This window comes from Streptomyces sp. NPDC031225, from assembly GCF_055570355.1.
In genome coordinates this window covers 341,791-366,738 of record NZ_JBVIHJ010000007.1, presented here as the reverse complement: position 1 = coordinate 366,738, position 24,948 = coordinate 341,791, and the positions used below count along the sequence as shown (strand labels likewise).

At 69.9% G+C, this 24,948-nt stretch carries 29 protein-coding genes; 12 read left to right on the top strand and 17 right to left on the bottom strand.

Features of this window, described 5'->3' with window-relative positions; translation table 11 throughout:
* Positions 1-95 precede the first annotated feature (95 nt).
* The 8 genes from ACZ48Z_RS15390 to ACZ48Z_RS15355 all read right to left on the bottom strand — a co-directional run bounded on the left by ACZ48Z_RS15390 (position 96) and on the right by ACZ48Z_RS15355 (position 9,077).
* The gene (locus tag ACZ48Z_RS15390; protein ID WP_468736318.1) at positions 96-2,135 is read right to left on the bottom strand and encodes a pectinesterase family protein; all 2,040 of its coding nucleotides are present in this window, start codon (positions 2,133-2,135) and stop codon (positions 96-98) included.
* 78 nt (positions 2,136-2,213) lie between these two features.
* Positions 2,214-3,071: a hypothetical protein gene (locus ACZ48Z_RS15385; protein WP_468736317.1), complete on the bottom strand. Its 858-nt coding sequence runs from the start codon at positions 3,069-3,071 to the stop codon at positions 2,214-2,216.
* 156 nt (positions 3,072-3,227) lie between these two features.
* Positions 3,228-4,733, bottom strand: coding sequence for a sensor histidine kinase (locus ACZ48Z_RS15380; protein WP_468736316.1), 1,506 nt, complete (start codon positions 4,731-4,733; stop codon positions 3,228-3,230).
* Complete coding sequence (locus ACZ48Z_RS15375) at positions 4,730-5,467, bottom strand: response regulator transcription factor (RefSeq protein WP_389111655.1); 738 nt, start codon at positions 5,465-5,467, stop codon at positions 4,730-4,732. Before ACZ48Z_RS15375 ends, ACZ48Z_RS15380 begins: the two co-directional genes overlap by 4 nt.
* 102 nt (positions 5,468-5,569) lie before the next feature.
* Complete coding sequence (locus ACZ48Z_RS15370) at positions 5,570-5,752, bottom strand: hypothetical protein (protein WP_468736315.1); 183 nt, start codon at positions 5,750-5,752, stop codon at positions 5,570-5,572.
* Between the two features lie 28 nt (positions 5,753-5,780).
* Positions 5,781-7,004: a S1C family serine protease gene (locus tag ACZ48Z_RS15365; RefSeq protein ID WP_468736314.1), complete on the bottom strand. Its 1,224-nt coding sequence runs from the start codon at positions 7,002-7,004 to the stop codon at positions 5,781-5,783.
* Between the two features lie 131 nt (positions 7,005-7,135).
* Positions 7,136-8,158 (bottom strand): LacI family DNA-binding transcriptional regulator, encoded by a 1,023-nt coding sequence (locus ACZ48Z_RS15360; protein WP_468736313.1) that lies wholly within the window; start codon positions 8,156-8,158, stop codon positions 7,136-7,138.
* A 118-nt stretch (positions 8,159-8,276) separates the two neighbouring features.
* Complete coding sequence (locus ACZ48Z_RS15355; RefSeq protein WP_468736312.1) at positions 8,277-9,077, bottom strand: response regulator transcription factor; 801 nt, start codon at positions 9,075-9,077, stop codon at positions 8,277-8,279.
* A 118-nt stretch (positions 9,078-9,195) separates the two neighbouring features.
* Here ACZ48Z_RS15355 and ACZ48Z_RS15350 point away from each other — a divergent pair, with 118 nt between their 5' ends.
* From ACZ48Z_RS15350 to ACZ48Z_RS15340, 3 genes are read left to right on the top strand one after another with little or no spacing between them, the layout of a single operon-like run.
* A complete protein-coding gene (locus tag ACZ48Z_RS15350) occupies positions 9,196-10,086 on the top strand; it encodes an alpha/beta hydrolase (RefSeq protein ID WP_468736311.1) in 891 nt (296 codons plus the stop codon).
* Positions 10,087-10,124: 38 nt separating this feature from the next.
* Positions 10,125-10,379, top strand: a complete 255-nt coding sequence (locus ACZ48Z_RS15345; RefSeq protein ID WP_468736310.1) for a MoaD/ThiS family protein — start codon at positions 10,125-10,127, stop codon at positions 10,377-10,379.
* A 2-nt stretch (positions 10,380-10,381) separates the two neighbouring features.
* Positions 10,382-11,452 carry a hypothetical protein gene (locus ACZ48Z_RS15340; RefSeq protein ID WP_468736309.1) on the top strand — a complete coding sequence of 357 codons (1,071 nt, stop codon included), beginning with the start codon at positions 10,382-10,384 and terminating at the stop codon, positions 11,450-11,452.
* On the opposite strand, the gene ACZ48Z_RS15335 is transcribed toward ACZ48Z_RS15340, so the two are convergent.
* From ACZ48Z_RS15335 to ACZ48Z_RS15310, 6 genes are all read right to left on the bottom strand, one after another.
* Entirely contained in the window at positions 11,449-11,835 is a 387-nt protein-coding gene (locus ACZ48Z_RS15335) for a VOC family protein (protein ID WP_468736308.1), read from the bottom strand. The genes ACZ48Z_RS15340 and ACZ48Z_RS15335 overlap by 4 nt on opposite strands.
* A gap of 10 nt (positions 11,836-11,845) precedes the next feature.
* Positions 11,846-12,106, bottom strand: a complete 261-nt coding sequence (locus ACZ48Z_RS15330) for a DUF3099 domain-containing protein (protein ID WP_468736307.1) — start codon at positions 12,104-12,106, stop codon at positions 11,846-11,848.
* 78 nt (positions 12,107-12,184) lie between these two features.
* Entirely contained in the window at positions 12,185-12,472 is a 288-nt protein-coding gene (locus tag ACZ48Z_RS15325; RefSeq protein WP_007382995.1) for a DUF1416 domain-containing protein, read from the bottom strand.
* A 60-nt stretch (positions 12,473-12,532) separates the two neighbouring features.
* Entirely contained in the window at positions 12,533-13,372 is an 840-nt protein-coding gene (locus tag ACZ48Z_RS15320; RefSeq protein ID WP_468736306.1) for a sulfurtransferase, read from the bottom strand.
* A 389-nt stretch (positions 13,373-13,761) separates the two neighbouring features.
* The gene (locus tag ACZ48Z_RS15315) at positions 13,762-14,490 is read right to left on the bottom strand and encodes an LmeA family phospholipid-binding protein (RefSeq protein WP_468736305.1); all 729 of its coding nucleotides are present in this window, start codon (positions 14,488-14,490) and stop codon (positions 13,762-13,764) included.
* A gap of 133 nt (positions 14,491-14,623) precedes the next feature.
* Positions 14,624-14,986, bottom strand: a complete 363-nt coding sequence (locus tag ACZ48Z_RS15310) for a DsrE family protein (RefSeq protein ID WP_468736304.1) — start codon at positions 14,984-14,986, stop codon at positions 14,624-14,626.
* 193 nt (positions 14,987-15,179) lie between these two features.
* Here ACZ48Z_RS15310 and ACZ48Z_RS15305 point away from each other — a divergent pair, with 193 nt between their 5' ends.
* The 6 genes from ACZ48Z_RS15305 (at position 15,180) to ygfZ (ending at position 20,369) form a co-directional block, all read left to right on the top strand.
* The gene (locus ACZ48Z_RS15305) at positions 15,180-15,911 is read left to right on the top strand and encodes a hypothetical protein (RefSeq protein ID WP_468736303.1); all 732 of its coding nucleotides are present in this window, start codon (positions 15,180-15,182) and stop codon (positions 15,909-15,911) included.
* Positions 15,908-16,753: a hypothetical protein gene (locus ACZ48Z_RS15300; RefSeq protein WP_468736302.1), complete on the top strand. Its 846-nt coding sequence runs from the start codon at positions 15,908-15,910 to the stop codon at positions 16,751-16,753. The genes ACZ48Z_RS15305 and ACZ48Z_RS15300 overlap by 4 nt, the downstream gene beginning before the upstream one ends.
* Positions 16,750-18,132, top strand: a complete 1,383-nt coding sequence (locus ACZ48Z_RS15295) for a hypothetical protein (RefSeq protein ID WP_468736301.1) — start codon at positions 16,750-16,752, stop codon at positions 18,130-18,132. The genes ACZ48Z_RS15300 and ACZ48Z_RS15295 overlap by 4 nt, the downstream gene beginning before the upstream one ends.
* Before the next feature lie 225 nt (positions 18,133-18,357).
* The gene (locus ACZ48Z_RS15290; protein ID WP_468736300.1) at positions 18,358-18,933 is read left to right on the top strand and encodes a heme-binding beta-barrel domain-containing protein; all 576 of its coding nucleotides are present in this window, start codon (positions 18,358-18,360) and stop codon (positions 18,931-18,933) included.
* A 16-nt stretch (positions 18,934-18,949) separates the two neighbouring features.
* On the top strand, positions 18,950-19,393 hold the full coding sequence (locus tag ACZ48Z_RS15285; RefSeq protein ID WP_468736299.1) for a Fur family transcriptional regulator: 444 nt from the start codon (positions 18,950-18,952) through the stop codon (positions 19,391-19,393).
* A 10-nt stretch (positions 19,394-19,403) separates the two neighbouring features.
* Positions 19,404-20,369, top strand: a complete 966-nt coding sequence (gene ygfZ / locus ACZ48Z_RS15280; protein WP_468736298.1) for a CAF17-like 4Fe-4S cluster assembly/insertion protein YgfZ — start codon at positions 19,404-19,406, stop codon at positions 20,367-20,369.
* Positions 20,370-20,415: 46 nt separating this feature from the next.
* On the opposite strand, the gene dtd is transcribed toward ygfZ, so the two are convergent.
* A complete protein-coding gene (dtd, locus tag ACZ48Z_RS15275) occupies positions 20,416-20,841 on the bottom strand; it encodes a D-aminoacyl-tRNA deacylase (RefSeq protein ID WP_468736297.1) in 426 nt (141 codons plus the stop codon).
* A gap of 168 nt (positions 20,842-21,009) precedes the next feature.
* Here dtd and ACZ48Z_RS15270 point away from each other — a divergent pair, with 168 nt between their 5' ends.
* Entirely contained in the window at positions 21,010-21,669 is a 660-nt protein-coding gene (locus ACZ48Z_RS15270; protein ID WP_468736296.1) for an RsiG family protein, read from the top strand.
* Positions 21,670-21,816: 147 nt separating this feature from the next.
* Positions 21,817-23,070, top strand: a complete 1,254-nt coding sequence (locus ACZ48Z_RS15265) for a GNAT family N-acetyltransferase (RefSeq protein ID WP_468736295.1) — start codon at positions 21,817-21,819, stop codon at positions 23,068-23,070.
* Between the two features lie 283 nt (positions 23,071-23,353).
* On the opposite strand, the gene ACZ48Z_RS15260 is transcribed toward ACZ48Z_RS15265, so the two are convergent.
* The gene (locus tag ACZ48Z_RS15260; protein WP_468736294.1) at positions 23,354-23,539 is read right to left on the bottom strand and encodes a hypothetical protein; all 186 of its coding nucleotides are present in this window, start codon (positions 23,537-23,539) and stop codon (positions 23,354-23,356) included.
* Positions 23,540-23,724: 185 nt separating this feature from the next.
* On the opposite strand from ACZ48Z_RS15260, the gene ACZ48Z_RS15255 reads away from it, so the two are divergent.
* On the top strand, positions 23,725-24,642 hold the full coding sequence (locus ACZ48Z_RS15255; RefSeq protein WP_468736293.1) for a winged helix-turn-helix domain-containing protein: 918 nt from the start codon (positions 23,725-23,727) through the stop codon (positions 24,640-24,642).
* Positions 24,643-24,677: 35 nt separating this feature from the next.
* Here the strand turns inward: ACZ48Z_RS15255 and ACZ48Z_RS15250 are convergent, their stop codons facing one another.
* Positions 24,678-24,866, bottom strand: coding sequence for a hypothetical protein (locus ACZ48Z_RS15250; protein ID WP_053851924.1), 189 nt, complete (start codon positions 24,864-24,866; stop codon positions 24,678-24,680).
* Positions 24,867-24,948 lie beyond the last annotated feature (82 nt).

The window sequence follows — 24,948 nt, the reverse complement described above, 5'->3', positions numbered from 1 at the left end:
GCGCGGACTGTGCCCCGTGCCCCGAGCGGAAGGCCGTGTCAGACCTGATCTGGGAACCAGCCTGGAGCGAGGCACTGACAAGGGAGCGGGTCACATCAGGACGCGGTCGGCGTCCAGTCGCCCAGCCAGTCCGCGACCTCCTGGCCGGCGGCCTGCGCGTCGGTCAGCTGCGGCCGGTTCGTGGAGGCCGCACCCGAGCCCGCACCGGTGTTCCTGTACTCCGCGAACCGGTCGTCCTTCCACGAGAAACCGCTCATGTCGGTCCACGGCGTGGACTTGACCGCGGCACTCAACGACGTGTTGCGGACCGTCGCCTGCGGATCGAGCGTCGTGTCGCCGCCTGCGTGCCAGGGACGGCCCAGGTAGAAGCTCGCGGACGAGACGTCACCGTTCACGGTCGAGTTGGCGATGAGGATGCCCTTGCGGTTCGCGGCCGTGCTGGGCGCGGTGATGTACCCGGCGGAGGTGCCGTTCCAGCGCTTCTTCAGCGTGATGACGGACTTGTCGATCACCGCGGTGGCCCGTCCGAAGATGAAGTCGACGTTGCCGATGACGTAGGAGTTCGTCATGTAGACCCGGCCCAGCTTCTCCTTGGCCGCGGTGTCCACGAGCAGAGTGTCCTGGTCGCCGCTGACGATGATCCCGTCGAGGAACACCTTGTCGGCTGCGGTGCGCAGGGCCACCGCCTGGCCGGCGATGTCCTGGTGAGCGGCCTCGTCGAAGTCGTTGGAGATCGTCAGGTTGCGGGCCTGGAAGTCGTCGGCCTCGACGGCGACGGTGGCGCTGCCGCCCGTGCCGTAGGTGCCCGAGCCGTCGGGCTTCTGTGTGCCGGACGCGTTGTTGTAGACGATGACCGTGTCGTTGCGGCTGCCGCCCGTGCCCTGGATGGTGACATGCGGCTTGTTGGACGGGACCTTGACCAGCTCCCGGTACGTCCCCGGCTTCACGGAAATCACCACGCGCGACGGGTTGCCCGCCGGTACGGCGTTCACGGCGGCCTGCACGGTCGAGTACTGCCCGCTGCCGTCCTTGGCGACGGTGAGGGTGGTGGCGGCCGCTTTGGTGGTGGCCGTGGCCGTCGTACCGATGGAACCGCGGGGCCCCGCGCCGGACTTGAGGAGCGAGGGCACATCGGCGGTGGCGTCGAGCGTGTAGGCGTAGTACGTCTTCGGATCGAAGGCTGTACCCCCGCTCTCGTTGCGTCCGCTCGTCCCGACGAACGTGTTGCCCTTCTGGACGACGGTCGCGGTGCTGTCCTTGATGACGGGGTTCTTGATGCCCTGGAAGAAGGAGTTCTCCAGGACCATCTTCGTCGCGCCGCGCGAGTAGTTGCCGTAGGAGGAGTTGATGTCCGTCCCGGCCACGTCCTCAAGGAAGTTGTTGTAGAGGTGGGCGTGGGCCGCGTTGTCGGTGGAGGGGTTGCGCTGCTCGGTCTCGCGGATCCAGTTGTGGTGGATGGTGATGTCGGTGACGACGTTCTCCGTCCAGCCGATGCCGAACGCCTTGTTGTCCTGGCTGAGCTTGTTCCAGGACACCGTCACATAGGTGCTGTCCTTGCGGACGTCGATGAGTCCGTCGGCCATGTGCCGCAGGTCGTTGTGGTCGATCCACACGTGGTGGGCGCCGTCCATCTGGATGGCGTCGAAGTCGTGTTCCTTGTCGTTCCACACGCCCTGGTACGCGTCCCGGATGGTGAGGTTCCGGATGATCACGTTGTGCACGCCGGCTCCGAGGAAGAACCCGCCGCCGACGATCTGCCCGGAGGTCCCGGACCCGACGATGGTCTTGTTGCTCTGGACCTTGATCTCCTTCCCGACGGGGTCCATGTCGATGGTGGCCGCGACGACGATCACGTAAGGCTCGCTCGCCGTCGCGTACCTCTCCAGGTCCGCGAGCGTCTTCACCGTGACGATCTGCCCGTCGCGCCCGCCGTAAGTCCCTTTCTGTCCAAGGGCGTTGACGGAGGCGAAGCCGTCCGCTGTGGCGGTGGCCCAGGCGGGGGCGGCGGTGGTGGCGGCGGAGGCCTGGGGCTGGCCGCCCGGGAGCAGCCCGTAGGCCAGCCCTCCGGCGGCCGTCAGGACGAGTGGAACACCGAGGGCGAGAGCGGTTGTGCGGCGTCGGCGATGCTGGGCCATGGGGGGCATCCGTTCCGTGCGGGGGTAGGGACCGCAGAGCAGTCGTCGCCCCCGCACGGAAGGTTGCCGCGAAGTCGGCTACTTGGCGCAGGACTTCGGGTCGAGGTTCTCCTGCCACTTGTCCTCACGGCCGTCCGGCTGACCGTTCGGCAGGAGCTTGTCGGAGACGCCGTCGATGTAGTAGCCGTACGAGTAGACCGTCTTCCAGCTCGCGTCCCGGCCGCGCCAGGTGTGCGTGGTGGTCTCGCCGTCGCCCTTGTTCCACTGGTAGTCCTCGACGTAGAACACCGGGTTCACGCGGACCACCCGCTGGTACGGCGTCCAGGTCGTCGCCACCTGGGTGCAGGGCGGTATCGACTTCTCGCTGCGCCGCTCGAAGGACGAGCTCTTCTCCCAGCCCCACTCGTAGCCCGCGCTGCCGCCGACGGTGCCGGAGAAGATGCTCTTGGCGAGGGAGAGGCTGATGCTGGCGCCGACGCTCTTCTTGGCGAACGTCTTGGTGCTGTAGCCGCTGACGAAGGTCACCTTGTCCTCGGTCGTGCCGTGATTGCCGGTCCACTCGGAGGTGCGGACGGGCTCGCCCTTCACGGACCAGGTCGAGGACTGCGCGTACCCGCACCAGCCGCGGAACACCTCCCACGGCCCGGCGGGCATCCACAGCCCGATGACGTCCCGCAGGTACTCGTCCCGGGTCTTGAACTCGCCGGTGTCGACGTTGTACGCGCCGTAGACACCGGTCAGGCTGGTCTCCTGGCTGCACAGCCGGTCCAGCATCACATCGGTGTTCCCGGGGTCCACGCCCCGGACGTTCTGCGCCCCGCCGGGACCGGCGGCCTGAGCGGTCCCCGAGCCGGCCAGCACACCGGCCAGGGCGAGGGCGGCGGAGGCGGCAACGAGGGCTGTTCTCTTCAGAGTTGACGTACGGATGAATCGCATGGGGGTGGCTCACTCCCGTGTTCTGGGACAGCTGCGTGGGGCACCTGTCTGACAGCCCTGGAAGATGGCAGAGAACCCGTGAGTAGGGTCGGAATCGCGTGAGGGATGACAGGACATCGACAGAAAGCAGGGTGTCGTTGTCATCCTTTGCCCGTTCTACGGCGTCGGCGTCCCCGGCGGCGGAGTCGGCGCCCCCGGCAGCCGTACGGTCGCGATCGTGCCGCCGCCTGTGGCGTGGCCGAGGGTGACCTCGCCCCCGCTCTGCTGGACGGTGCGGGCGACGATGGACAGACCGAGGCCGGAGCCGGGCAGGGCGCGGGCCGACGGGGAGCGCCAGAAGCGGTCGAAGACGTGCGGGAGTTCGTCGGCGGGGATGCCGGGGCCGTGGTCCCGGACGGTCAGCACACCGTCGCTGAGCCGCACCTCGACGGTGCCGCTCTCGGGGCTGAACTTCACCGCGTTGTCGAGGATGTTGACCACGGCGCGCTCCAGCGCGGCCGGTTCGGCTCGCGTGTACCAGGGCTCCAGCGAGGCGTTGATGGTCAGCTCCGGTCCGCGCAGCCGTGCCCTGCGCAGGGCCGACTCGACGGTGTCCTCCAGGGACACCACCTGCACGCGCTCACCGCGCTGTCCCTCGGACCGTGACAGCTCCTGCAAGTCGCCGATCAGGGAGGCCAGTTCGGTCATCTGCGCCTTCACGGAGGCGAGCAGCGCCTTGCGGTCGGCCTCGGGGAGGGGGCGGCCGGTCTCCTCGCTGCGGGTGAGGAGTTCGACGTTGGTGCGGAGGCTGGTCAGCGGGGTGCGCAGCTCGTGACCGGCGTCGGCGATGAGCTGCTGCTGGAGCTCGTGGGAGTTGGCGAGGGAGGTCGTCATCGAGTTGAAGGACCGCGACAGGCGGGCGACCTCGTCCTCGGCGTCCTCCTCGACGGGGATGCGCACGCTCAGATCCTCGGTGCGGGCCACGTGTTCGACGGCCTCGGTGAGCTTGTCTACGGGACGCAGCCCGGCCCGGGCGACGGCGAGCCCGGCGACACCGGCACCCAGGACTCCGATGCCGGAGACGAGGAGGAGGATGAGGGCGAGATCGTTGAGCGTGGACTGGGTGCTCTTGAGGGAGACCGCCATGCTGATCGCGGTGTCGGGGTACAGCTGCACGGGGGTGCCGGGGCCCTGGTTGACCATCAGGGGCAGGGTGATCACGCGTACGGCGTTGCCGTCGGAGTCGGTGCCGTTGCGGATGATCCCCTCGCCGGTGACGGGCGCGGTCTTTATGACGTTCTTGTCGGAGCCGGTGACCTTGACGGTGCCGGCCGAGTTCGCCGAGACACAGCCCTTGCCGTCCGACCTGATCAGTTGGACGTAGGTGCTCCGGGCCCGCAGGTCATTGATGTCGGCCTGGAACGCCGAGTCGGTCCGGTTGGTCTGCTCGGTCTGCGCGGTCTGGGGACAGCTGGCGAGCAGGTCGCCGACCCGGTCGGCGTTCTGCGGCTGCTGCGCCATCTTCCGCAGGTCGCCGTCGACCTGGTCGTACAACTTCCCCTGCACGATGAACCAGCAGGTCACCGACACCGCCGCCACCGCGAACGCCACCGCCGCCGCCACGAGCAGCGCCAGCCGTGACCGGATCGGAAGGGACCGGTACCGCCGTACGACCCTCTTCACTCCGCGCCGCCCTGCCGCAGCACGTACCCGACGCCCCGCACCGTGTGCACGAGCCGCGGTTCGCCGCCCGCCTCGGTCTTGCGGCGGAGGTACATGACGTAGACGTCCAGAGAGTTGGACGAGGGCTCGAAGTCGAAGCCCCACACCGCCTTCAGGATCTGCTCACGGGTGAGGACCTGGCGCGGGTGGGCCATGAACATCTCAAGCAGGGTGAACTCGGTGCGGGTCAGCTCCACCGGCCGCCCCGCCCGGGTGACCTCGCGCGTCGCGAGATCCATCCGCAGGTCGGCGAAGGTGAGTGCCTCGTCGTCCTCGGCGGAGCCCGCACCGGCCGCCGCCGCGTACGAGCTGCGTCGCAGCAGCGCCCGGACCCGGGCGAACAGCTCGTCCAGCTCGAACGGCTTGACCAGGTAGTCGTCGGCGCCCGCGTCGAGCCCGGTGACCCGGTCGCCGACCGTGTCGCGGGCCGTCAGCATCAGGATGGGGGTCGTGTCGCCGGCGCCGCGGATGCGCCGGGCGGCCGTCAGCCCGTCCATGCGGGGCATCTGGATGTCGAGGACGACCAGGTCGGGCTGGTAGGCGGTCGCCTTGTCGAGGGCGTCCGCGCCGTCCACGGCGACCTCCGTGTCGTAGCCCTCGAAGGCGAGGCTGCGCTGGAGTGCTTCACGCACCGCCGGCTCGTCGTCGACGATCAGGATGCGCTGGGGGTCACGGTCGCCTTCGGCGGGGCTCATGGCTTCGGATTCCTCGGATGCGGTGGGACGACAGGGGGCTGAACGGTCTGAGCGTTTTCAGCCTCGCACGGTTCCCGGCCGGTGCGTGATGGGCGAAGGGGTTCAGCCGCGGGCGGCGGTACGCCGACGGCTGCGGGCGGCGGTCACCCCGCGGCGGGCCACCGCCACGGAGGCCACCTCGGGCGCCCGCGTCACCGGCGGGTGCAGTGCGTACGCCACCTCAAGAGCCAGGGCGAACCCGGCCGCGTCGGTGCCGGCCACCGTGTGCGAAACCTGCTTGATCATGACGTACTCCTTACGAGGGTCGGGGGTGTCAGCTGTCGGCGCCGCCGGCCCGCAGCGTGGCCAGGTCGGACTTGACGGTGTTGATCGGGATGGAGAAGCCGAGGCCCGCGCTGCCGGCCGTGGAGGAGTCCGAACTGGCCGAGTACATCGCCGAGTTGATGCCGATGATGTTGCCGTTCATGTCGATGAGCGCGCCGCCGGAGTTGCCCGGGTTGAGGGAGGCGTCGGTCTGGATCGCCTTGTACGTCGTCGTCGACGAGCCGGTGTCGCCGTTGAACTGCTGGCCGCCGAACTCGAACGGCCACTGGCCGCTGCCGCCGCCCTGACCCTGGCTCTGCCCCTGGCTCTCCTCGGTCGCGACGGTCACGTCCCGGTTCAGGGCCGAGACGATGCCGCTGGTGACGGTGCCGGTCAGGCCCTCGGGGGAGCCGATCGCCACGACCTCGTCGCCGACCTGGACGCCGTCGGAGTTGCCGAGGGTGGCCACCCTCAGGCCGGAGGCGTTCTCCAGCTTGATGAGGGCCAGGTCCTTCTTGCTGTCGGTGCCGACGACCTTCGCGGTGTAGGTCTTGCCGTCGCTGGTGCTGACCTTGACGGAGGTGGCGCCGGAGATGACGTGGTTGTTGGTGATGATCTCGCCGTCGCTGGTGATGATCACGCCGGATCCGGTGGACTCACCGGCGTTCGAGGTGGCGTTGATCTCGACGATGCTCGGGCTGACCGCCTTGGCGACCCCGGAGACCGTGCCCTTGGCGGAGGACGGCACCACGTTGGTGCTGGTGCTGCTGCTCGTGGCGACGGTGTCGCTGCCGGTCAGCTCCTGGATGCCGTAGGCGGTGCCGCCGCCTATGGCCGCGGCGACGATCGCGACGGCGGCGAGAAGGGCGAGGGGGCCACGGGTGCGCTTCTTCGGCGCGGGCGCCGCCGGGATCGCGGTGAGGAGCGCCGTACCGCCGCCGTTGCCGTCACCGCCGTGGGAACCGCCGTACGAGCCGCCGTAGGCGTTGCCGCCGGCGCCGTACGCGGCCTGCGGGGCCGGGGCGGGAGCGGCGGGCTGCGACGGCCACACCGTCGTACCCGGCTCCACGGCGACCGGCTCGACCGGGGCCGCCGGCTGCACGGGCTGCGCGGGCGGCTGGGCCGGCGGGGGCGGCCACTCGGGGTTCACGGGCGACGAAGCGTGCTGCTGGGCGCCCTGGAGGGGGTTCTCGTACTGCTCGTACTCGCCGTCGCGGCGGAAGCTCTCGGTCATGACAAGAAGCTTGTCCCGCGACCATGAGAGCTCCCTGAGTGCTTGCTGAGAAGCCCGGCAGAACCTCGTATGCCCGATATAAAGCCGCCGCTGGCCTCCGGCGCCGTCTTCTCAGGCGCCCTTAAGAGAACTCACTCGCAGCCGCAGGAGCGCCGCACGACCAGCTTCGACGGGAACACCTTCAGACGCTCCCGACGGGACCCCGCGACCCGCAGGCCGTCGTCCAGCACCAGATCCACCGCGGCCCGGGCCATCGCCGAGCGGTCCGACCCCATCGTCGTCATCGGCGGGTCCGCCAGCGCTGCTTCCTTGATGTCGTCGAACCCGATGACGGCCAGTTCCCCCGGCACGTCGATCCGCAGCTCACGCGCGGCCCGCAGCAGGCCGATCGCCTGGTCGTCGGTGGAGCAGAAGAACGCCGGCGGCCGCTGGGGCCCGGCCAGCACCCCGAGTGCCACCTGATACGCGTCGTAACGGTTGTACGGCGCCTCGAAGAGCCGCCCCACGGTGGAGATCCCGGCCTCGTCCATGGCCCGCCGCCAGCCCTCGACGTGGTCGGAGACCGGGTCACCGACCGCGGGGGTGTTGGCGGTGCCGCCCATACAGGCGACGTACGCGTAGCCGTGCCCCAGCAGATGCTCGACCGCGGCCTTCGCGCCGGTGAGGTCGTCGAGCACGACGGCCACGTCGTCGATCGCCTCCGGCCGCTCGTGCAGCAGTACGACCCGCGCGTCCCACGCGTCGATCTCGGCGGCCGCGTTGTCGTTCAGGGCGTGGGAGACCAGGATCAGCCCCGACACCCGCATGCCGAGGAACGCCCGCAGATAGTGGACCTCGCGCTCGCCGATGTAGTCGGAGTTCCCGACCAGCACCATCTTCCCGCGCTCGGACGCGGCCTGTTCGACCGCGTGCGCCATCTCCGCGAAGAACGGCTGGCGGGCGTCCGGCACGATCAGGCCTATGAGATCCGTACGCCGGGACGCCATCGCCTGGGCGACCCGGTCGGGACGGTAGGACAGCTCCTTGATCGCGGCGAGGACACGCTCGCGCGTGGCCGGGGCGACCGGCCGGGGTCCGTTGTTGATGACATAACTGACTACGGCGGTGGACGTTCCCGCCAGTCGCGCCACGTCGTCCCTGGTTACCTTGGCCACGCGCGGAGTCTACGCGGATGGACCGGCTCTGGGCAGGGCGTGAAGGACGCCCTGTGCCCCCGCGAAGGCCTACCGGGAAGTACGCCGGTGCGGGAGCCATGCCCAGGCGGGAGACCCGCTAAGCCTCTGCCGGTACCTCGGAGGCGTCCAGGGCGGCGCTCTCGTCCACCTCGTCCGGCTTTGCCGGGATCGCGGCACCGGAAGCGGCGGCCTTCGCCTTGGCCTCCTCGCTCCCGGCGGCCCCGCCCTTCTCGGGCGTAACGAATCGATAACCGACGTTCCGGACGGTCCCGATCAGCGACTCGTGCTCCACTCCGAGCTTCGCGCGCAGCCGTCGTACGTGGACGTCGACCGTGCGGGTACCGCCGAAGTAGTCGTAGCCCCAGACCTCCTGCAGCAGCTGCGCGCGCGTGAAGACGCGGCCCGGGTGCTGGGCGAGGTACTTGAGGAGCTCGAACTCCTTGAAGGTGAGGTCGAGGACCCGGCCCTTGAGCTTCGCGGAGTACGTCGCCTCGTCGACCGACAGGTCGCCGTTGCGGATCTCCATGGGGGAGTCGTCGTTGACGATCTGCTGGCGGCCCATGGCGAGCCGCAGGCGCGCCTCGACCTCGGCCGGACCGGCGGTGTCGAGAAGGACGTCGTCGATGCCCCAGTCGGCGGTGACGGCGGCGAGGCCGCCCTCGGTCACGACGAGGATGAGCGGGCACCCGGGTCCGGTGGAGCGCAGGAGCTGGCACAGGCTGCGGACCTGGGGCAGATCACGGCGTCCGTCGATGAGGATGACGTCCGCGCCGGGGGTGTCGACGAGGGCGGGGCCCTCCGCCGGGGCCACACGCACGTTGTGCAGGAGCAGGCCGAGGGCCGGAAGCACCTCCGTCGACGGCTGGAGGGCGTTGGTCAGGAGCAGCAGAGAACTCATAAGTCTGGTTCCTCCTCGGTCCCGCGAGGGTCGTAGCTTTCGTATACCGGGGATCCGAAAGCACAAAAGGACCCGGGGGCTGCGTTGCCCGAGTCCTCTTCCGAGGAGAATAGCCCACATGAGCATGGATCCGGCAGGTCGTGTGGTGCGTTCCACGGAGCGTCCGCACTCTGAGACGCGCAGAAGTGCACCTATACGGACGTTTCTGCGCACTGCCGATGGCGTGACGATCGATTCCGTATACGATCCGCCGACCGCCGTATACGACGCTTCCCTGTCACCTTCCCGTATCCCGGTGTTCGTGGTCGCGCACGGTTTCACCGGCGATGTGGATCGTCCTCATGTTCGCCGGGTGGCCGAGGCGTTCACGCGGTACGGGGCCGTGGTCACGTTCTCCTTCCGCGGCCACGGAGCCTCCGGCGGGCGCTCCACGGTCGGCGACCGCGAGGTGCTGGATCTGGCCGCCGCGGTGGCGTGGGCGCGCGAACTCGGCCACACGCGTGTGGCGACCGTCGGCTTCTCCATGGGCGGTTCGGTGGTGCTGCGGCACGCGGCGCTGTACCGCCCGGACGGCGACCCGGACGACCCGGACGGGCCGGGGCGCGAGGGGCGCACGGACGCGCACTCGGACGTCGTGGTGTCGGTCAGTGCACCGGCCCGCTGGTACTACCGGGGCACGGCCCCCATGCGAAAGCTCCACTGGCTGGTGACCCGCCCCGCAGGCCGCCTGGTGAGCCGCTACGGATTCCGTACCCGCATCCACGACCGCGACTGGGACCCCGTCCCGCTCTCCCCGGTGGAGGCGGTCCCGAGGATCGCCCCCGCCCCCCTGCTGATCGTGCACGGCGACCGTGACGGCTACTTCCCCCTCGACCACCCCAGAACGCTCGTGGAAGCCGCCGACGGCCACGCCGAGCTGTGGATCGAGCCCATGGGCCACGCCGAGCACGCGGCCGACGACGAGCTGCTGGGCCGGATCGGGGACTGGGCTGTCACAGCGGCCGGTTAGCCTGGCCCCTGTACACCACCGATCGAGTGAGGAAGCGGATGCCAAAGGTCACGGTGCGCTACTGGGCCGCCGCGAAGGCCGCGGCCGGTCTCGCCGAGGAGCCGTTCGACGCGGCCACGCTCGCCGAGGCGCTGGACGCGGCGCGCGAGCGACACCCCGGCGAACTCGTGCGCGTCCTGCGGCGATGCTCGTTCCTCATCGACGGTGACCCCGTGGGCACCCGCGGACATGAGACGGTACGGCTGGCCGACGGCGGCACGGTCGAGGTGCTCCCGCCGTTCGCAGGAGGGTGACGATGACGAACCAGCCGTACGAGGGCTACGACCAGTACCCGCAGCAGGGCTGGCCGGCCCACGCCCAGCAGGGGTACGACGAGCAGCAGGCCGCCCAGCAGCACACCCAGCAGTGGCAGGGCCAGACCTGGGACACCCAGGTCCACACACCGCTCCCGGCCCCCACGGACCCGGCGTACCCGCCCCCGCGGAGCCACGACGCCGGATACCAGCCGGCCGCGTACGCCCCGCAGCCACAGCAGCAACCGCAGGCCCCCGAGCCCGCGCCCACGCCCGCTGAGGGCTACGGCCCCGCCACCGTCGCCGGGAACGCCCGCGTCACGGACGCCCAGCGGGCCCGCCTCGAAGGCCGTTCGCCGGTCATAGAGCCCGGTGCACAGCCCGCGGCGCTCACCGCACTCCTCGGCCTGCTGCTCTCAGGGACGGCCGCCGTCGGGTCGTACGCCCTGCTGATCCCCCTCGTCGTCCTCCAGGCCGTCACCGCGGCCGGCTGGTTCCGGCTGAACGGCATGTGGCCCGCCCGGCAGGGCATCGCGCTGGCGTTCCTCGGGGCGCTGGCGGCGGACGTCGCGCTGCTCGCCGCGGGCCGGTCGAACGCGCCCGCGGCGATCCTCGGCACCCTCGGTGTCTGGGTTCTGCTCAGCCTGGTCCTCCAGCTCCGCTCGCACGCCGACGCCGACGAGCGGATGTACGGCCTGATGGCCACCGTCGCCTCGGCGGCACTCGCCATCGTCGCGACCGGGTACCTCGCGGCCGACCCCGACGCGGTCTCCGTCGGCGCGGCCGCGGTCGGCGTCGCCGTCCTGGCCCGCGCGCTGCCCCTGCCGACCCCGGCCTCCGTGGTCGTCGCGCTGCTCGCCTCGGCGGGCGCGGGCATCGCGGTCGGCGGGATGACGGGCCTCGGCGCGAAGGGTGCGCTGCTCGGCGCGGGCGCGGCGGTGTGCGCACTGATCGGTCACCGGGTCGCGAGCTACGACTACCCGTCACGCTTCGTCCACTTCACAGCAGGCGTGGCCCTGCCCCTGGCAGCGGCGGCTCCGGCGGTGTACGTGCTGGGGCGGGCGATCGGCTAGGGCGTCTCGACCCAGAGGCAGAAGGGGTGCCCTGAGGGGTCGTGGAGCACCCGTACGTCGTCCTGCGGCTGGTGGTCGTCCAGCCGTGCCCCTTCCGCCACCGCCCGCGCGGTCTCGGCCTCCAGGTCGTCGACCTCGATGTCCAGGTGCAGCATCATCTGCTGGTCGCCGGGATCGCGGGTGGGCCAGACGGGCGGGACGTACCCGGGTTCGGTCTGGAAGGCGAGGGACGTGCCCTCGGTTCCGGGCGGTGGCCCGGTGAGCACCCAGTCGGGTTCCTCGGCGCGCACCACGTACCCGAGGAGGCGCTGGTAGAAGGCGGCGAGTTCGTGCGCGTCGTGTGCGTCGAGGACGACGGTGGACAGCCTCGCGGAAGCAGACATGGGGGCCCTCCTACTGCCGCCGCTTCTTCCCGTCCAGTTCGTCCCACCACTCGTCGGACTTCGGGTCGCCGGAGGGGTCGTCCCACCAGCGGTCGTCGGGGCCGCGCCGGTTGGCGACCATCGCGGCGAGCGGGGGGATGACCATGGCGACCACGCACATGCCGACGGCCACCGGCATCGACCAGAGCCGTACGACGCCCCAGGCCAGGACGAACAACCCGATGCAGGTGCCCATCATGGCGAAGTAGAGATGACGCCGTCGTCCCAGCATGTGTCCAGCGTAGGCCCGGAAAGCCCGGTGGGCCGTACCCCGGGACAGGGGTACGGCCCACCGGTCGAGCCGGATGCCTCAGACCGCGATCGCGACCTCGGCCAGTCCGCCCTGCTGCGCGACGACCGTGCGGTCCGCGGTGCCGCCCGGGACCAGGGCGCGAACGGTCCAGGTGCCCTCGGCCGCGTAGAAGCGGAACTGGCCCGTCGCGGAGGTCGGGACCTCCGCCGTGAACTCGCCGGTCGAGTCCAGAAGTCGGACGTAGCCCACCACGGGCTCGCCGTCACGCGTCACCTGGCCCTGGATGGTGGTCTCGCCGGGCTTGATCGTCGAGGCGTCCGGGCCGCCGGCCTTCGCTCCACACATGTCGTTCTCCAAAGAGGGGTCTGACCGGAAGGAAGGCCGGTCGGGATGATGCGGACTGTCTTACTTGTTGGCGCCGAGCTCGATCGGAACGCCGACGAGGGAGCCGTACTCGGTCCAGGAGCCGTCGTAGTTCTTGACGTTCTCGACACCGAGCAGCTCGTGCAGGACGAACCAGGTCAGGGCCGAGCGCTCACCGATGCGGCAGTACGCGATGGTGTCCTTGGCGAGGTCGACCTGCTCCTCGGCGTAGAGCTCCTTGAGCTCGTCGTCCGACTTGAAGGTGCCGTCGTCGTTGGCGTTCTTCGACCACGGGATGTTGCGCGCGGACGGGACGTGACCCGGACGCTGCGACTGCTCCTGCGGCAGGTGGGCGGGGGCCAGGAGCTTCCCGCTGAACTCGTCGGGGGACCGGACGTCGACCAGGTTCTGCGAACCGATGGCCGCCACCACGTCGTCGCGGAAGGCGCGGATGGACTTGTTCTGCGGCTTGGCCTTGTACTCGGTCGTGGCGCGCTCGGGCACGTCCTCGACCAGCTCGCGGGCGTCCAGCTCCCACTTCTTGCGGCCGCCGTCGAGAAGCTTCACGTTCTCGTGGCCGTACAGCTTGAAGTACCAGTAGGCGTAGGACGCGAACCAGTTGTTGTTGCCGCCGTAGAGGACCACCAGCGTGTCGTTGGCGATGCCCTTCGCCGAGAGGAGCTTCTCGAAGCCCTCCTGGTCGATGAAGTCGCGGCGGACCGGGTCCTGCAGGTCCTTGGTCCAGTCGATGCGGATCGCGTTGCGAATGTGGTTCTTCTCGTAGGCGGACGTGTCCTCGTCCACCTCCACGATCGCGATGTCGGCGTTGTCGAGGTTGGCCTCGACCCAGTCAGCGTCGACCAGGACGTCGCTGCGGCTCATGCTCTTTCTCCTCCGGGGCAGTTGCGGCGGGGCGTGCGGAAGTGTGCGCGGGGCGCACGGATGCCTGGGAGTGCCAGGCCGGGGACGCGGAGGTCGGTGCCGTCCGCTCAGAAGGGGCGACAGAGCATGGCGGCGACGCGGCACAGGTCTACTGCCCGCCGCTTCGTGAGATCCGCCTGTCGCTTCATAGTGGTCGATCGTAGGGACGGACATACCGGCATGTCACCGGTGTGTCGCATGCTGAGACGCGATCGTCCGGGATGTGGGATCAAAAAGCCGCCCGGGCCGTGTTCCCACGGTTCCCGGGCGGATGTAGTCGTCATCACATCTACGGTGCGGACGTCACCGTCTCGCCTGTCGGACCTACGGCGTCCGGCCCGACGCTCGTTCTACCCGGCCAGCTTGACGTTCGAACCCCGCACCGTGATCTCCACACCGTCCGCACCCGCCTCGACCTTGTCGAGCTTGATACCGCCCGGCAGACCCTCGATCTTCTGGTCGAAGTCGGCGATCGAACGGACGTCGGAGTCGGCGAGGGTGATGTTGCCGAAGCTCGGGATCGAGTCGGCGTGCACCCGCACGGTGTCGCCGTCGACGACGCTGACGGTGCTGAGCACGGAGACGGGCTTCTCCAGGGCGCTGATCTTGATGTCGACCTTGATCTTGCCGTTCCCGCCGTCGGAGAGGCCGACGACCTGGGCGGTGACGCCCAGCGGGAGCTGAGCTTTCTCGGCCCCCGCGGCCTTCAGCAGCTGGGAGTAGTCGATGCTCGCGGTGCCGTCGGCGGTGGAGGCGGTGGCGGAGCTGTAGTCGCCGGAGAACGCGACACCCTTCATGGCGGCGTTCAGGTCGTCGATGCGGATCGAGCCCCCGCTGGTGCCGGTGTCCGCGTCGTAGTCCTTCATGCCGACCTCGACGTCGTCGAGCTCCCCGCCCGCGACCTGGGTCAGGAACGGGAACCCCTTGATGTCCACGCTCGGCGTCGTGGTCAGCCCCTCCTGCGTCTTCAGCCGGTCCGCGACCTCGCCCTCGGCGAAGTGGACCGCCAGACGGTCGGCGGCGACGAACAGGCCGCCGAGAATCACGGTGATGATCAGAAGTATTCGCAGGGCGCGCATGCGGTGGATCCCCCAGGAGCGGCGGTCTTGTCTGGTCCGGTCGACGGACGGGTGGCCGTCGAGCGTGAGACTAACCCCGCCGGGTAAGGGATCCCGCGGATTGTCGATCAGCTGTGACAGGCCGCGGGTCCGCTCAGTAGACGAGCGCCTGCGTCCCGTCGGCGAGTGCCTCCTGTACGAACACCTGCGCCCCCGCGATCCGTACGCCCTCGATGACGTCCTTCTCCGTGATGTCCCGGCGGGCCGCGCACTGGGTGCACAGGGTGAGCCGGCCGCCCGCGAGGACCGAGTCGAGCAGGTCGGGCAGCGCGGCTGCGTGCGGCAGTTCGAACTCGGCGGCCCGGCCCGGCAGGGCGAACCACGCGGACTCCCCGGTCAGCCACAGCGAGACGTCCACCCCGCTGGCCACGGCCACCGCCGCCACCGTGAACGCCTGCGAACAGCGCTCGGGGGCGTCGGCCCCGGCGGTCACCTTGATCACGAGCTTCTTCGCCATGCGGGCAGCGTAGTGCGTACGGCCGTCGCCACCCCGCGTCCGCGCTGACGGTCTGTTCTGATGCGGGCCGGGCCGCGTCCGTTGCCGATGTGGCCGGATCGTGATCAACCTTCCGTACAACTCTGGGTGTTGACCAGGAGTCTCCTGTGAAGCGCGCATACGGAATGCGCGCTTCGCGCTTTGTGAGGGACCCATGGAAGTGCCCGAAGAGACGGCCGGTGTGCGCCGCAGGGGTCGTACGACACTGTTGATCGCCGCCGCGGCCGTACTCGGTGTCGTCGCCGGGAGCTGTACCGGTTACCTGATCCAGGCCGACCGGAAGCCGACGAAGCTGGCCTCGCTCTCCCAGCCGACGCTCACCCAGGCCAGGGGCCCGGCACCCGAGCCCCTGCCCGCCTCCCAGGACCGCCGGGTGAAGACCGACGGCGACCTGCGGAAACTGCTGCTGAAGAAGCCGGCCGGCGCCAAGGACGGCGACTGGGTGAGCGATGACGGCTGGATGACGCTGGCCGGGCTGGCGGAGACGTACGACAAGCCGGCCGGGGCGTTCGGCGACCTCGTCTCGGAGCAGTTCCGCCGCGGGGCCCAGACGGGCTGGAACGTCGGCAGCACCTACGGCGTCGAGATCCGACTCGTCCAGTACCGGCAGGAGGAAGCGCTGCAGGCCTCCGACGCGGCCGACAACGAGAACTACTTCGAGGACTCCGAGCACGGCACCAAGAGCTGGTCGGTGCCGGGGAGCGGCAACGCCATGGCGTACGTCCACACCGAACCGGACACCAAACCGGGCTATCTGCCGCAGTACAACGCGGAGGCCGTCGCCTGGCGTGGGGACATCTTCATGATGATCTTCGTCTTCGATACCAAGCCCATCCCGAAGGCGAAGATCATGGATCTCGCCGAGCGGCAGATGAGGAAGCTGTGAGCGAGAACGAGAACCAGCAGGTCGGTGAGGTCGGCCCGGCCGAGCTCACCGCCTCCAGCGAGCCTGTCGAGCCCGTGGCGCCTGCGAAGAAGCCGGTCCGTCGTGGCCGCATCGCCGCGGTGGCCGGTTCCGTGGCGCTGGCCGTGGCGGTCGTCGCGGGGGTCGGCTGGACCGTGATCACCGTCGACGGAGCCGACCGCGACGCGGGCGCCCCTGTGTGGACGTTCCCGAAGGGGCGGGCCGACAAGGCGAAGGCGGCGTCGGAGACGGGGCTGTTCGGGATGCTCGTGCCGTACGGCGCCGACGGGTGGAGCCGCGGGCCCGACATCGGGAAGTACGGAAACGACGTGCAGCTCAACGGTGACCAGGCCACCGCCCTGCGCAAGGAATCGCTGAGCGGGCTGCCCCGCACACAGCGCAAGGCGCTGGAGAAGCAGATCGACAAGCAGCGCCTCACGGGTATCGCGATGCGCAGTTACGTCAGCACCGACGAGCTCTCCTCCGTCTACACGGACAAGGCCTCCGCGGTGACCATCGAGCTGGTGCAGCTGGACAACAAGGCGGCGGTGCGGGGGATCGCGAAGTTCGAGGACGAGTTCTTCGACGCGCTCGGCGACGCCCTGCGTGACGGGCCCCGGATCGAGGGCCACAAGGACGCCCGCTGCTATCTGCTGCCGCCGGACGCCGACGTGAAGCTGGACACGATGTTCTGCTCAGCCCTGCAGGGCAACGTCCTGGTCAGCGTCACCGCGGACAGCGCGAAACCACTGCGGCAGACGTCGATCGCGATGCTCCTGCGCGAGCAGCTCGACCGCATAGCGGAACCGGGGGAGTCGGTATGACCGAGCAGACGGAAGAGAAGACCGGCCGCCCGGAGCCGGTCGCTGGAGAGGCCGGGCCGGTCGAGGCGACGGAACCGGCCACGGGACCCGAGAAGGCCGAGGCGACGGGTCCGCTCGTCGAGGTCGGGCAGATCGAGGTGGCGGCGCCGGCCACGGGACCCGAGAAGGCCGAGGCGACGGGTCCGCTCGTCGAGGTCGGGCAGATCGAGGTGGCGGCGCCGGCCGACGGCGCCGAGACGCCGAAGCCGACCGGCGGAACCGAGCGCGTCGACCAGCCCGAGCGGAGCGAGCCGCAGGACGCCGTACCGCCGCCCCGGCCGGCCGAGGCCTCGCCCGCAGCCCTCCTCGAGTCGGAGCCGGCGGATACGCCCGCCCCGGCGCCGGAGCCTGCGAGCGCCCCCGGGCCCGGGACGGCACCCGCGCCCGCCCCCGAGTCGGCCCCCGTGCCGGAAGCCGCGCCCGCGCTCGCATCCGAGCAAGAGCCGGCGCCCGTCCCCGGGCCCGGGACGGCACCCGCGCCCGCCCCCGAGTCGGCCCCCGTGCCGGAAGCCGCGCCCGCGCTCGCATCCGCATCTGCATCCGCGCCGGAAGGCGAAAGCGTCCCCGCCACCCCCAAGGACCGCCGCGTCCTCCGGGCGACCCTTCGCTGGACGGCCGCTCTGCTCACCTTCGCGGTGGTCGGGGCGGGCACGGCGTACGGGATCACGGGGATGGCGCGGACGGACGTACCGGGGCTGTCGACGGTGTCGGACGGGCGGTGGGAGTACCCGACGCTGACGAAGCCGCCGTTGCCCTCCGGCAGCCCGGGACCGCTCGCCGCGGACAACAAGGCGGGCAGCCACTACGCCGACCTGCGTGCCCTGGTGCTGCCCGCACCCAAGGGGGCGACCGTCGACAAGGCGCTGCGCGGAACCGACGGCTGGCTGCCGACGAAGGACCTCCTCGCGGAGTACGCGCTGAAGACGGACCGCGAGGAGCTGGGGCAGAAGTTCTCCGACAACAGTCTGCGACACATCGCGGCCCGCGGCTGGACCACCCCGGACGGCACGCACACCCGGATCTACCTGCTGCAGTTCGACACGGCGGCCGTCGTGGACGACCTGTTCGCGAAGGACATCGCGCCGTACGGCAGCCCCGGCTACGCACTGCGCGGCGCCCCCGAGTCCGGCTCGGACGACGACTTCCCGGACGCGGCCCGGATCCAGGACATCTCGGCCTCCGTCTACGTCGAGTCCAAGCCGTACGGCGCCGAACAGGTCCGCCACGCGTACCTGAGTGCCGGTGACGTCCTCGCGCTGGTCGTCCAGTCCCGCAAGGGCGTCGCCAACCGTGTCCCCTTCCACCAGACGGTGACCCTGCAGAGCCAGCTGCTGGGCTGAACCCCGTAAGGGAACCTCGCACAGTCCCCCGGGCCCCGGCCGCGTAAGCTGGGGCCCGGCCCCGTGTACATGCACCGCACCACGCTCATCCGAGGAGCACCCCGTGGAGATCTTCTTCGAAGCCCTGCTGGTCCTGGTCTGCGTCGGCGTTCTCGCCTTCGCCGGACTGACCGTGAAGAAGCTGTACCAGGGCCAGCGCTGACCCCCGTCTAGGAACTGCCACTCATGATCGAGATCCCGTCCGACCTCCACAAGGACCTCGTCCCGCTCGTTTTCCTGCTCGGTAACTGGGCCGGCGCGGGCGTGCACGACTTCCCGGGCTCGGAGAAGTGCAACTTCGGCCAGGAGGTGACCTTCGGCCACGACGGCCGGGACTTCCTGGAGTACCGCTCCCACACCTGGGTGCTGGACAACGACGGCAACAAGGTCCGTCCGCTGGAGACCGAGCACGGCTTCTGGCGCATCGACGCCGACCGCAAGGTCGAGGTGACGATGGTCCGCGACGACGGCGTCGTCGAGATCTGGTACGGCGAGCTGGCCAAGCAGAAGCCGCAGATCGACCTGGTGACGGACGCGGTCGCCCGTACGGCCGCCTCCGGCGCGTACACCGGCGGCAAGCGCCTGTACGGCTACGTCAAGAGCGACCTCATGTGGGTCGGCGAGAAGCAGACCCCCGAGGTCGAGCTGCGCCCCTACATGTCGGCGCACCTGAAGAAGGTCGTCACCCCGGAGGAGGTCGAACGCTGGGCCAAGGCCCTCCCGGACGACATGCCGGACGACGGGATCGCTTTCTTCAAGTAGTTCTAGACTTCCCGGTGTGGTGAGCACCGATTGGAAGAGCGACCTCAGGCAGCGCGGCTACCGGCTGACGCCGCAGCGTCAGCTTGTCCTCGAAGCTGTGGACACCCTGGAACACGCGACCCCCGACGACATCCTCACGGAAGTGAAGAAGACGGCGTCGGGGGTCAACATCTCCACGGTCTACCGGACCCTGGAGCTGCTTGAGGAGCTCGATCTCGTCAGCCACGCCCATCTCGGGCACGGCGCGCCGACGTACCACCTGGCCGACCGCCATCACCACATCCACCTGGTCTGCCGTGACTGTGAGAACGTCATCGAGGCGGACATCGCGGTGGCCGCCGAGTTCACCGCGAAGCTGCGCGACACCTTCGGGTTCGAGACCGACATGAAGCACTTCGCGATCTTCGGCCGCTGCAAGGACTGTTCCCTCAAGCTCAAGAATTCAACTACCGAGTCGTAGGCTTGTGCATATGAAAAGCCCCCTGCTGACCCTGCCCGGCGCCGTCCCCGCCGAGGGCGTGGACGAAGGCGTGGCCGCGCACTACGGCGACCTGTTCCGCGAACAGCGCGCCCTCGCCGGCGGCACCGGTTTCGTCGACCTCTCGCACCGCGGGGTCGTGTCCGTCAGCGGAGACGACCGTCTCAGCTGGCTGCACCTGCTGCTCACCCAGCACGTCAGCGACCTCCCCACGGGCCAGGCCACCGAGGCGCTGGTCCTCTCCGCGCACGGCCACATCGAGCACGCCCTGTACCTGGTCGACGACGGCACCACGGTCTGGGCGCACGTCGAACCCGGCACCCAGGGCGCGCTGATCGCCTACCTGGAGTCGATGAAGTTCTTCTACCGGGTCGAAGTCGCCGACCGCACGGACGAGTTCGCGGTCGTCCACCTGCCCGCCGGCTCCATCGCGGAGGTGCCCGAGGGGGCCGTCGTACGCGAGACGCCGTACGGCCGTGATCTCTTCCTGCCACGCGCGGACCTGGAGTCGTACGCCGAGAAGTCCGGGCCCGTGGCCGGCCTGCTCGCCTACGAGGCGCTGCGGGTCGAGCAGCACCGCCCGCGCCTCGGCTTCGAGACCGACCACCGCACCATCCCGCACGAACTGGGCTGGATCAGCACGGCGGTTCACCTGCAGAAGGGGTGCTACCGGGGGCAGGAGACCGTTGCCCGCGTCCAGAACCTGGGCAAGCCGCCGCGGCGCCTGGTCTTCCTCCACCTGGACGGCAGCGAGGTGTACCTGCCGCCCGCCGGCTCGGACATCCGCCTCGCGGACGACGGGCCCGACGGCCGCAAGATCGGTTTCGTGACGACGTCCGTACGGCACCACGAACTCGGCCCGGTGGCGCTCGCCCTGGTCAAGCGGAACGTACCGCTGGACGCGCGGCTCGTCGTCGACACGACGGCCGCGGCCCAGGAAGTCGTCGTGGAGCCGTAACCCCGCGCCAGCCGGTGGACCGTGGCGGGCCCCCGGGGCGTGCGGCTCACATCTCCAGCAGGACCGTGAAGGGGCCGTCGTTCGTCAGGGACACCCGCATCTGCGCGCCGAAGCGGCCGGTGGCCACCGTCGCGCCCAGCGCGCGCAGTTGCGCGACGACCTCCTCGACGAGCGGCTCGGCCACGTCGCCGGGAGCGGCGGCGTTCCAGGTGGGACGGCGGCCCTTGCGGGCGTCGCCGTACAGGGTGAACTGGCTGATCACGAGCAGCGGGGCGTCGATGTCGCTGCACGACCTCTCGTCCTGCAGCATGCGAACCGACCAGAGTTTGCGAGCCAGTTGGGCCGCCTTCTCCTTGGTGTCCTCGTGGGTGACCCCGACGAGGACACACAGCCCTTCGCCGCTGATCTCCCCGACCGTCTCACCGTCGACGACGACGCTCGCGCCGTCCACTCTCTGCACCACTGCACGCATAGGACCATCATGCCGGGCCCCGCGGACGGGACCGTGCGCGGGCTTGTCTCCGATCCTTAACCCCCCATCTGGTGCCGTTCAGGGCCGTTCGGGGGCACTCGGTCACATAGCGGCCACTTGGGGTGGCACGATGCTTCCACACGCCGGTCGAGGGGACGATAGAGGCGCATGAGCACACCGAGCACCGGGCATCATTCCGGGCCTGTCCGCGGGGCAGGCCCCGAGACACCGCGATCGCAGGGCGCTGCCCGCAGGGCGACCCCGGAGGGACCCCGTCCACCCGCGCAGCGAACGGACGGACGCCTGCTGTCCTCGGAGCCGCCCGAGCATGAACTCCCCGCGCTGAGCCTGCCCGAACTGCGCACCCTGCGCCGGGACGCCCAGCGCGACGAAGCGGACCTCAGCTATGTCCGACGGCTGCTGCAGGGCCGTATCGACATCCTCCGCGCGGAACTGGCACGCCGGTCCCCGTCGGGCGCCGGAGCCTTCGAGGACGCCGGCGAGGGGTCGGTCTTCGAGCGCCTCCCGGAGATCCTCACCGACGCCCCGGCCCGCCACCGCTCCTCGGCCCGCCACGTCACGCTGGGCACGCCGTACAGCGAGAAGTACCGGCTGCTGGCCGCGGAGATGCTCGCCGAGGTCGAACTCTCGGACCTGGACGCCCGCACCGACCTGGAGCTGAACACCGCGATGGGCCGACTCGTGCGGTACGAGCAGCAGGTGTCCGGACGGCGCCAGCGGCTGCAGCGGACGGCGGACGAGTGCAGCGGGGAGATCACCCGGAGATACCGGGAGGGTGAGGCGCAGGTGGAGGACCTGCTGACGTAGTGCGGGAGCTGACGGCGCCCGGCCGCCGGGAAGCGAGCCGGCCGTGGCGCGGGGTGGGTGATCAGGGCGGCTGTGGCGCGGGATTCAAGGCGGACGTGGTGTGGAAAACGAGGCGACACCTCATGCCCGCCGACCTACCGTGATCCCATGAGCGACCGAACCGGCACAGACGTCCGTCCGATCACCGAGGCCGAGTTTCCCGAGTGGCTTCGAGCCGTGAACGCAGGGTTTCTGCGGGAGCCGGTCGTGGCGGAGGCGGAGCTGGAGGCCCGGAGGAGTCAGTTCGAGCCAGGTCGGTACCTCGGGGCCTTCGAGGGGGACCGGTGCGTGGCGACCTTCCGGTCCTTCGCGCAGGAGGTCACGGCGGTCGGGGGCGAGTTCGTGGCCGCCGACGGGATAACCGCCGTCACCGTGACCGCCACCCATCGCCGGCGCGGTCTGCTCACCCGCATGATGAGCGACGACCTCGCCGTCGCGAAGGAACGCGGGGACGTCGTGGCCACGCTGATCGCCGCCGAGTACCGGATCTACGGCCGCTACGGATTCGGCCCCGCCACCTCGGCCGCCGAGTGGACCATCGACCTCCCGCGCACCGGCCTCGACTCCCGTGGGCCGGACCTGGGCGCCGGCGGCCGTATCGACCTGGTGGACCCCGACGAGGTACGCAAGCTCGGCCCCGAACTGCACGACCGGGTGCGCCGCGTCACGCCCGGTGCCGTCAGCCGCAGTGACTGGCTGTGGCGGCTCAAGACGGGGGCCCTGCGTTTCGACCCGAAGTGGACCGAGCCGTTCTTCGCGGTGTACCGGGCGGCGGACGGCACGGTCGAGGGGCTCCTGGCGTACGAGGTGGACGACAGGTGGGGTGACGCCAAGCAGCCCTTGAACACGGCGAGTGTGCGGGCGTTGCTCGCCTCGACTCCGGCCGCCGAGCGCGCCCTGTGGCACTACCTGTGCTCGGTCGACTGGGTCACGCAGGTCAAGAGCGGCCCGCGCGCCCCCGATGACCTGCTCCCACACTTGCTGCCCGACCCGCGCGCGGCCGGGATCTCCACGCAGTCGGACTGGCTGTGGGTGCGGATCCTGGACGTCGTACGGGCCCTGGAGGCACGAACCTACGAGGGTGAGGGCTCGCTGGTGCTGGAGGTCGTGGACCGGGCCGGACTGGCCGGCGGCCGGTACCGGCTGGACGTCTCACCTGCCGGGGCCTCCTGCACGGCGACGACGGAGAGCGCCGATCTCACTCTGGACGTGGGGGAGTTGGCGGCACTGTGGCTCGGTGACGAGTCGGCGGTGCGGCTCGTGGCGCTCGGCCGGGTGCAGGAAGAACAAGCGGGCGCCGGCCGGGGGGCCGACGCCCTGCTGCGTACGTCCAGGCGGCCTTGGTGCCCGGACATGTTCTGACGCTCCCTTCTGGCGGGGACGGGTGGGCTGTGTTCCTGGTTGTGCTTTCGCATCCGTAGCGAAGTGTTCAGTTGTCGATCTTCAGTTGTCGGTGGTTCAGTTATCGGTGTTCAGTTATCGGTGTTCGGTTCTCGTCGTGCAGTTGTGGCTGTGCGGGTGGGTGCAGCTGTCGCTGCTGTTCAGTTGTCGGTGTTCAGTTGTGGCTGTGCAGACCGACCGAGCTCCCGGCTCCCCTCCGGAAGGGAGCCCGGTCAGCCGGATCCTGGGCCCGACGGGGCGGGCGTCATCCGGACTGGGCGAGCAGCATCACGAGGATGACCGCCCCGATGCCACCGATCGCGAGGTTCTTGGACTTGACGCCGATGGTCAGCGCGACGAACGCGACGATGCCCATCGCGCCCCACTTCCACTGGACGAGTGCCTCGAAGCCGACTGCGAGGGCGGCGATGGCGACAGCGACGAACGGCATGACGGTCCCTCCTTCGGGACGGTGGCCCCTGTCGGCCTCCGAGTTGGCCAACCTTGTGAAGTTTTGACCATGTTTCTCAAGGTTGCTCAAGTTGGCGACCAACTTCACTGTACTTATCTCCGCTTGGATGCGGCTCATAACCACCTTTCACTGAACTGCCAAAAGATGGCGGGAAGTTGTAGTGTTTGGTCGTGGACCCGAAACACGCCTCCGTCAATGGACGGAAGAGGTCACAGCGGCCACAGACGTCACATCACGAGGTGGCCGACGAGCTCCGCGCCCGGATCAGGTCCGGCACGCTGCGGGCAGGTCAGCGGATGCCCACGCAGGCGCGGCTGGCCGACGAGTTCGGCGTCGAGCGCGGGGTCGTACGGCAGGCGCTGCACCTGCTCCAGACGGAGCACCTGCTCACCAACGTCTCCAAGGGGAGCCCGGCGACCGTCGCCCCCGACCTGGGCGTCGGCCGGGCGCTCACCGGCCCGGCGGCCACACCGCAGCCCACGACGGTCTCCCTCGGACCCCGGATCGCCTCCGCCTTCGCGGCCCCGCACGTCGAGATAGACGCCCTGTGCCTGACGTCGGTGTCCCTCAACCTCGCCATCGGTGAGGGGCTGCGCCAGATCCACGCCGGGCGGCTGAATCCGGCCAAGATCGACGTCCGTGTCCTGCTGCCGGGCGGGGACATCGACCTCGCCTTCCCGGTCCTGGTCGACGGCCGCGGTGACGGCGACCCGGTCCACGACGGCTGGCTGGCCCAGCGCAACGCCCAGGGCCAGGTCCTCCAGCACAACCTCCTGGCCCTGCGTGCCACGCACGGCATCGATGTCCACGTCTCCTTCCGCGCCCTGCCCTTCACACCGCCGGTGAAGCTGTACCTGCTCAACGGCGAGGAAGCGCTGTTCGCGTACTACACGCTGTCGCGCCGGAAGGCGGAGATCGACCATGAGCACATGGAGCTGTACGACTCCGCGGGCACGCAGACGATGCTGTTCGCCTTCGAGCAGGGCACCGACCTGCGGGACACGACCTTCGTGGAACAGTCCCACCTGTGGTTCAACGCACTGTGGGAGACGATCAGTTCGGAGTTGGCACTCACGAACTGACGTCTCCCACGCAGGCTGACGGTGGCTCTCTTCACTCACAGGGCCGGTCCCGCGACCAGCAGGGCGAGCACGACCGCCCCTGTCGAGCTGATCGCGGGGTTCTTGGCCTTGATGCCGATGGTCAGCAGCAGCATCCCGATGATGCCGCTGGCGCCGTACTTCCACTGCAAGGTCTGCTCGACGCCGACTACGAAGACGGCGGAGAGGAGGGCGAGGGCCGGCATGTTGGTTCCCCCTTCGGGCTTTCGGGCGGACAGGGCGGGCGCGGAGGCAAAACTTCCACCAACTCAACGAAGTTGGTAACCA

Excerpts from the sequence above, each read along its gene's own strand:
- ACZ48Z_RS15390 (WP_468736318.1), bottom strand. The coding sequence starts at position 2,135 with ATGGCCCAGCATCGCCGACGCCGCACAACCGCTCTCGCCCTCGGTGTT.
- ACZ48Z_RS15385 (WP_468736317.1), bottom strand. The coding sequence starts at position 3,071 with ATGCGATTCATCCGTACGTCAACTCTGAAGAGAACAGCCCTCGTTGCC.
- ACZ48Z_RS15375 (WP_389111655.1), bottom strand. The coding sequence starts at position 5,467 with ATGAGCCCCGCCGAAGGCGACCGTGACCCCCAGCGCATCCTGATCGTC.
- ACZ48Z_RS15370 (WP_468736315.1), bottom strand. The coding sequence starts at position 5,752 with ATGATCAAGCAGGTTTCGCACACGGTGGCCGGCACCGACGCGGCCGGG.
- ACZ48Z_RS15365 (WP_468736314.1), bottom strand. The coding sequence starts at position 7,004 with ATGACCGAGAGCTTCCGCCGCGACGGCGAGTACGAGCAGTACGAGAAC.
- ACZ48Z_RS15355 (WP_468736312.1), bottom strand. The coding sequence starts at position 9,077 with ATGAGTTCTCTGCTGCTCCTGACCAACGCCCTCCAGCCGTCGACGGAG.
- ACZ48Z_RS15350 (WP_468736311.1), top strand. The coding sequence starts at position 9,196 with ATGAGCATGGATCCGGCAGGTCGTGTGGTGCGTTCCACGGAGCGTCCG.
- ACZ48Z_RS15345 (WP_468736310.1), top strand. The coding sequence starts at position 10,125 with ATGCCAAAGGTCACGGTGCGCTACTGGGCCGCCGCGAAGGCCGCGGCC.
- ACZ48Z_RS15340 (WP_468736309.1), top strand. The coding sequence starts at position 10,382 with ATGACGAACCAGCCGTACGAGGGCTACGACCAGTACCCGCAGCAGGGC.
- ACZ48Z_RS15335 (WP_468736308.1), bottom strand. The coding sequence starts at position 11,835 with ATGTCTGCTTCCGCGAGGCTGTCCACCGTCGTCCTCGACGCACACGAC.
- ACZ48Z_RS15330 (WP_468736307.1), bottom strand. The coding sequence starts at position 12,106 with ATGCTGGGACGACGGCGTCATCTCTACTTCGCCATGATGGGCACCTGC.
- ACZ48Z_RS15325 (WP_007382995.1), bottom strand. The coding sequence starts at position 12,472 with ATGTGTGGAGCGAAGGCCGGCGGCCCGGACGCCTCGACGATCAAGCCC.
- ACZ48Z_RS15320 (WP_468736306.1), bottom strand. The coding sequence starts at position 13,372 with ATGAGCCGCAGCGACGTCCTGGTCGACGCTGACTGGGTCGAGGCCAAC.
- ACZ48Z_RS15315 (WP_468736305.1), bottom strand. The coding sequence starts at position 14,490 with ATGCGCGCCCTGCGAATACTTCTGATCATCACCGTGATTCTCGGCGGC.
- ACZ48Z_RS15310 (WP_468736304.1), bottom strand. The coding sequence starts at position 14,986 with ATGGCGAAGAAGCTCGTGATCAAGGTGACCGCCGGGGCCGACGCCCCC.
- ACZ48Z_RS15305 (WP_468736303.1), top strand. The coding sequence starts at position 15,180 with ATGGAAGTGCCCGAAGAGACGGCCGGTGTGCGCCGCAGGGGTCGTACG.
- ACZ48Z_RS15295 (WP_468736301.1), top strand. The coding sequence starts at position 16,750 with ATGACCGAGCAGACGGAAGAGAAGACCGGCCGCCCGGAGCCGGTCGCT.
- ACZ48Z_RS15290 (WP_468736300.1), top strand. The coding sequence starts at position 18,358 with ATGATCGAGATCCCGTCCGACCTCCACAAGGACCTCGTCCCGCTCGTT.
- ygfZ (WP_468736298.1), top strand. The coding sequence starts at position 19,404 with ATGAAAAGCCCCCTGCTGACCCTGCCCGGCGCCGTCCCCGCCGAGGGC.
- dtd (WP_468736297.1), bottom strand. The coding sequence starts at position 20,841 with ATGCGTGCAGTGGTGCAGAGAGTGGACGGCGCGAGCGTCGTCGTCGAC.
- ACZ48Z_RS15270 (WP_468736296.1), top strand. The coding sequence starts at position 21,010 with ATGAGCACACCGAGCACCGGGCATCATTCCGGGCCTGTCCGCGGGGCA.
- ACZ48Z_RS15265 (WP_468736295.1), top strand. The coding sequence starts at position 21,817 with ATGAGCGACCGAACCGGCACAGACGTCCGTCCGATCACCGAGGCCGAG.
- ACZ48Z_RS15260 (WP_468736294.1), bottom strand. The coding sequence starts at position 23,539 with ATGCCGTTCGTCGCTGTCGCCATCGCCGCCCTCGCAGTCGGCTTCGAG.
- ACZ48Z_RS15250 (WP_053851924.1), bottom strand. The coding sequence starts at position 24,866 with ATGCCGGCCCTCGCCCTCCTCTCCGCCGTCTTCGTAGTCGGCGTCGAG.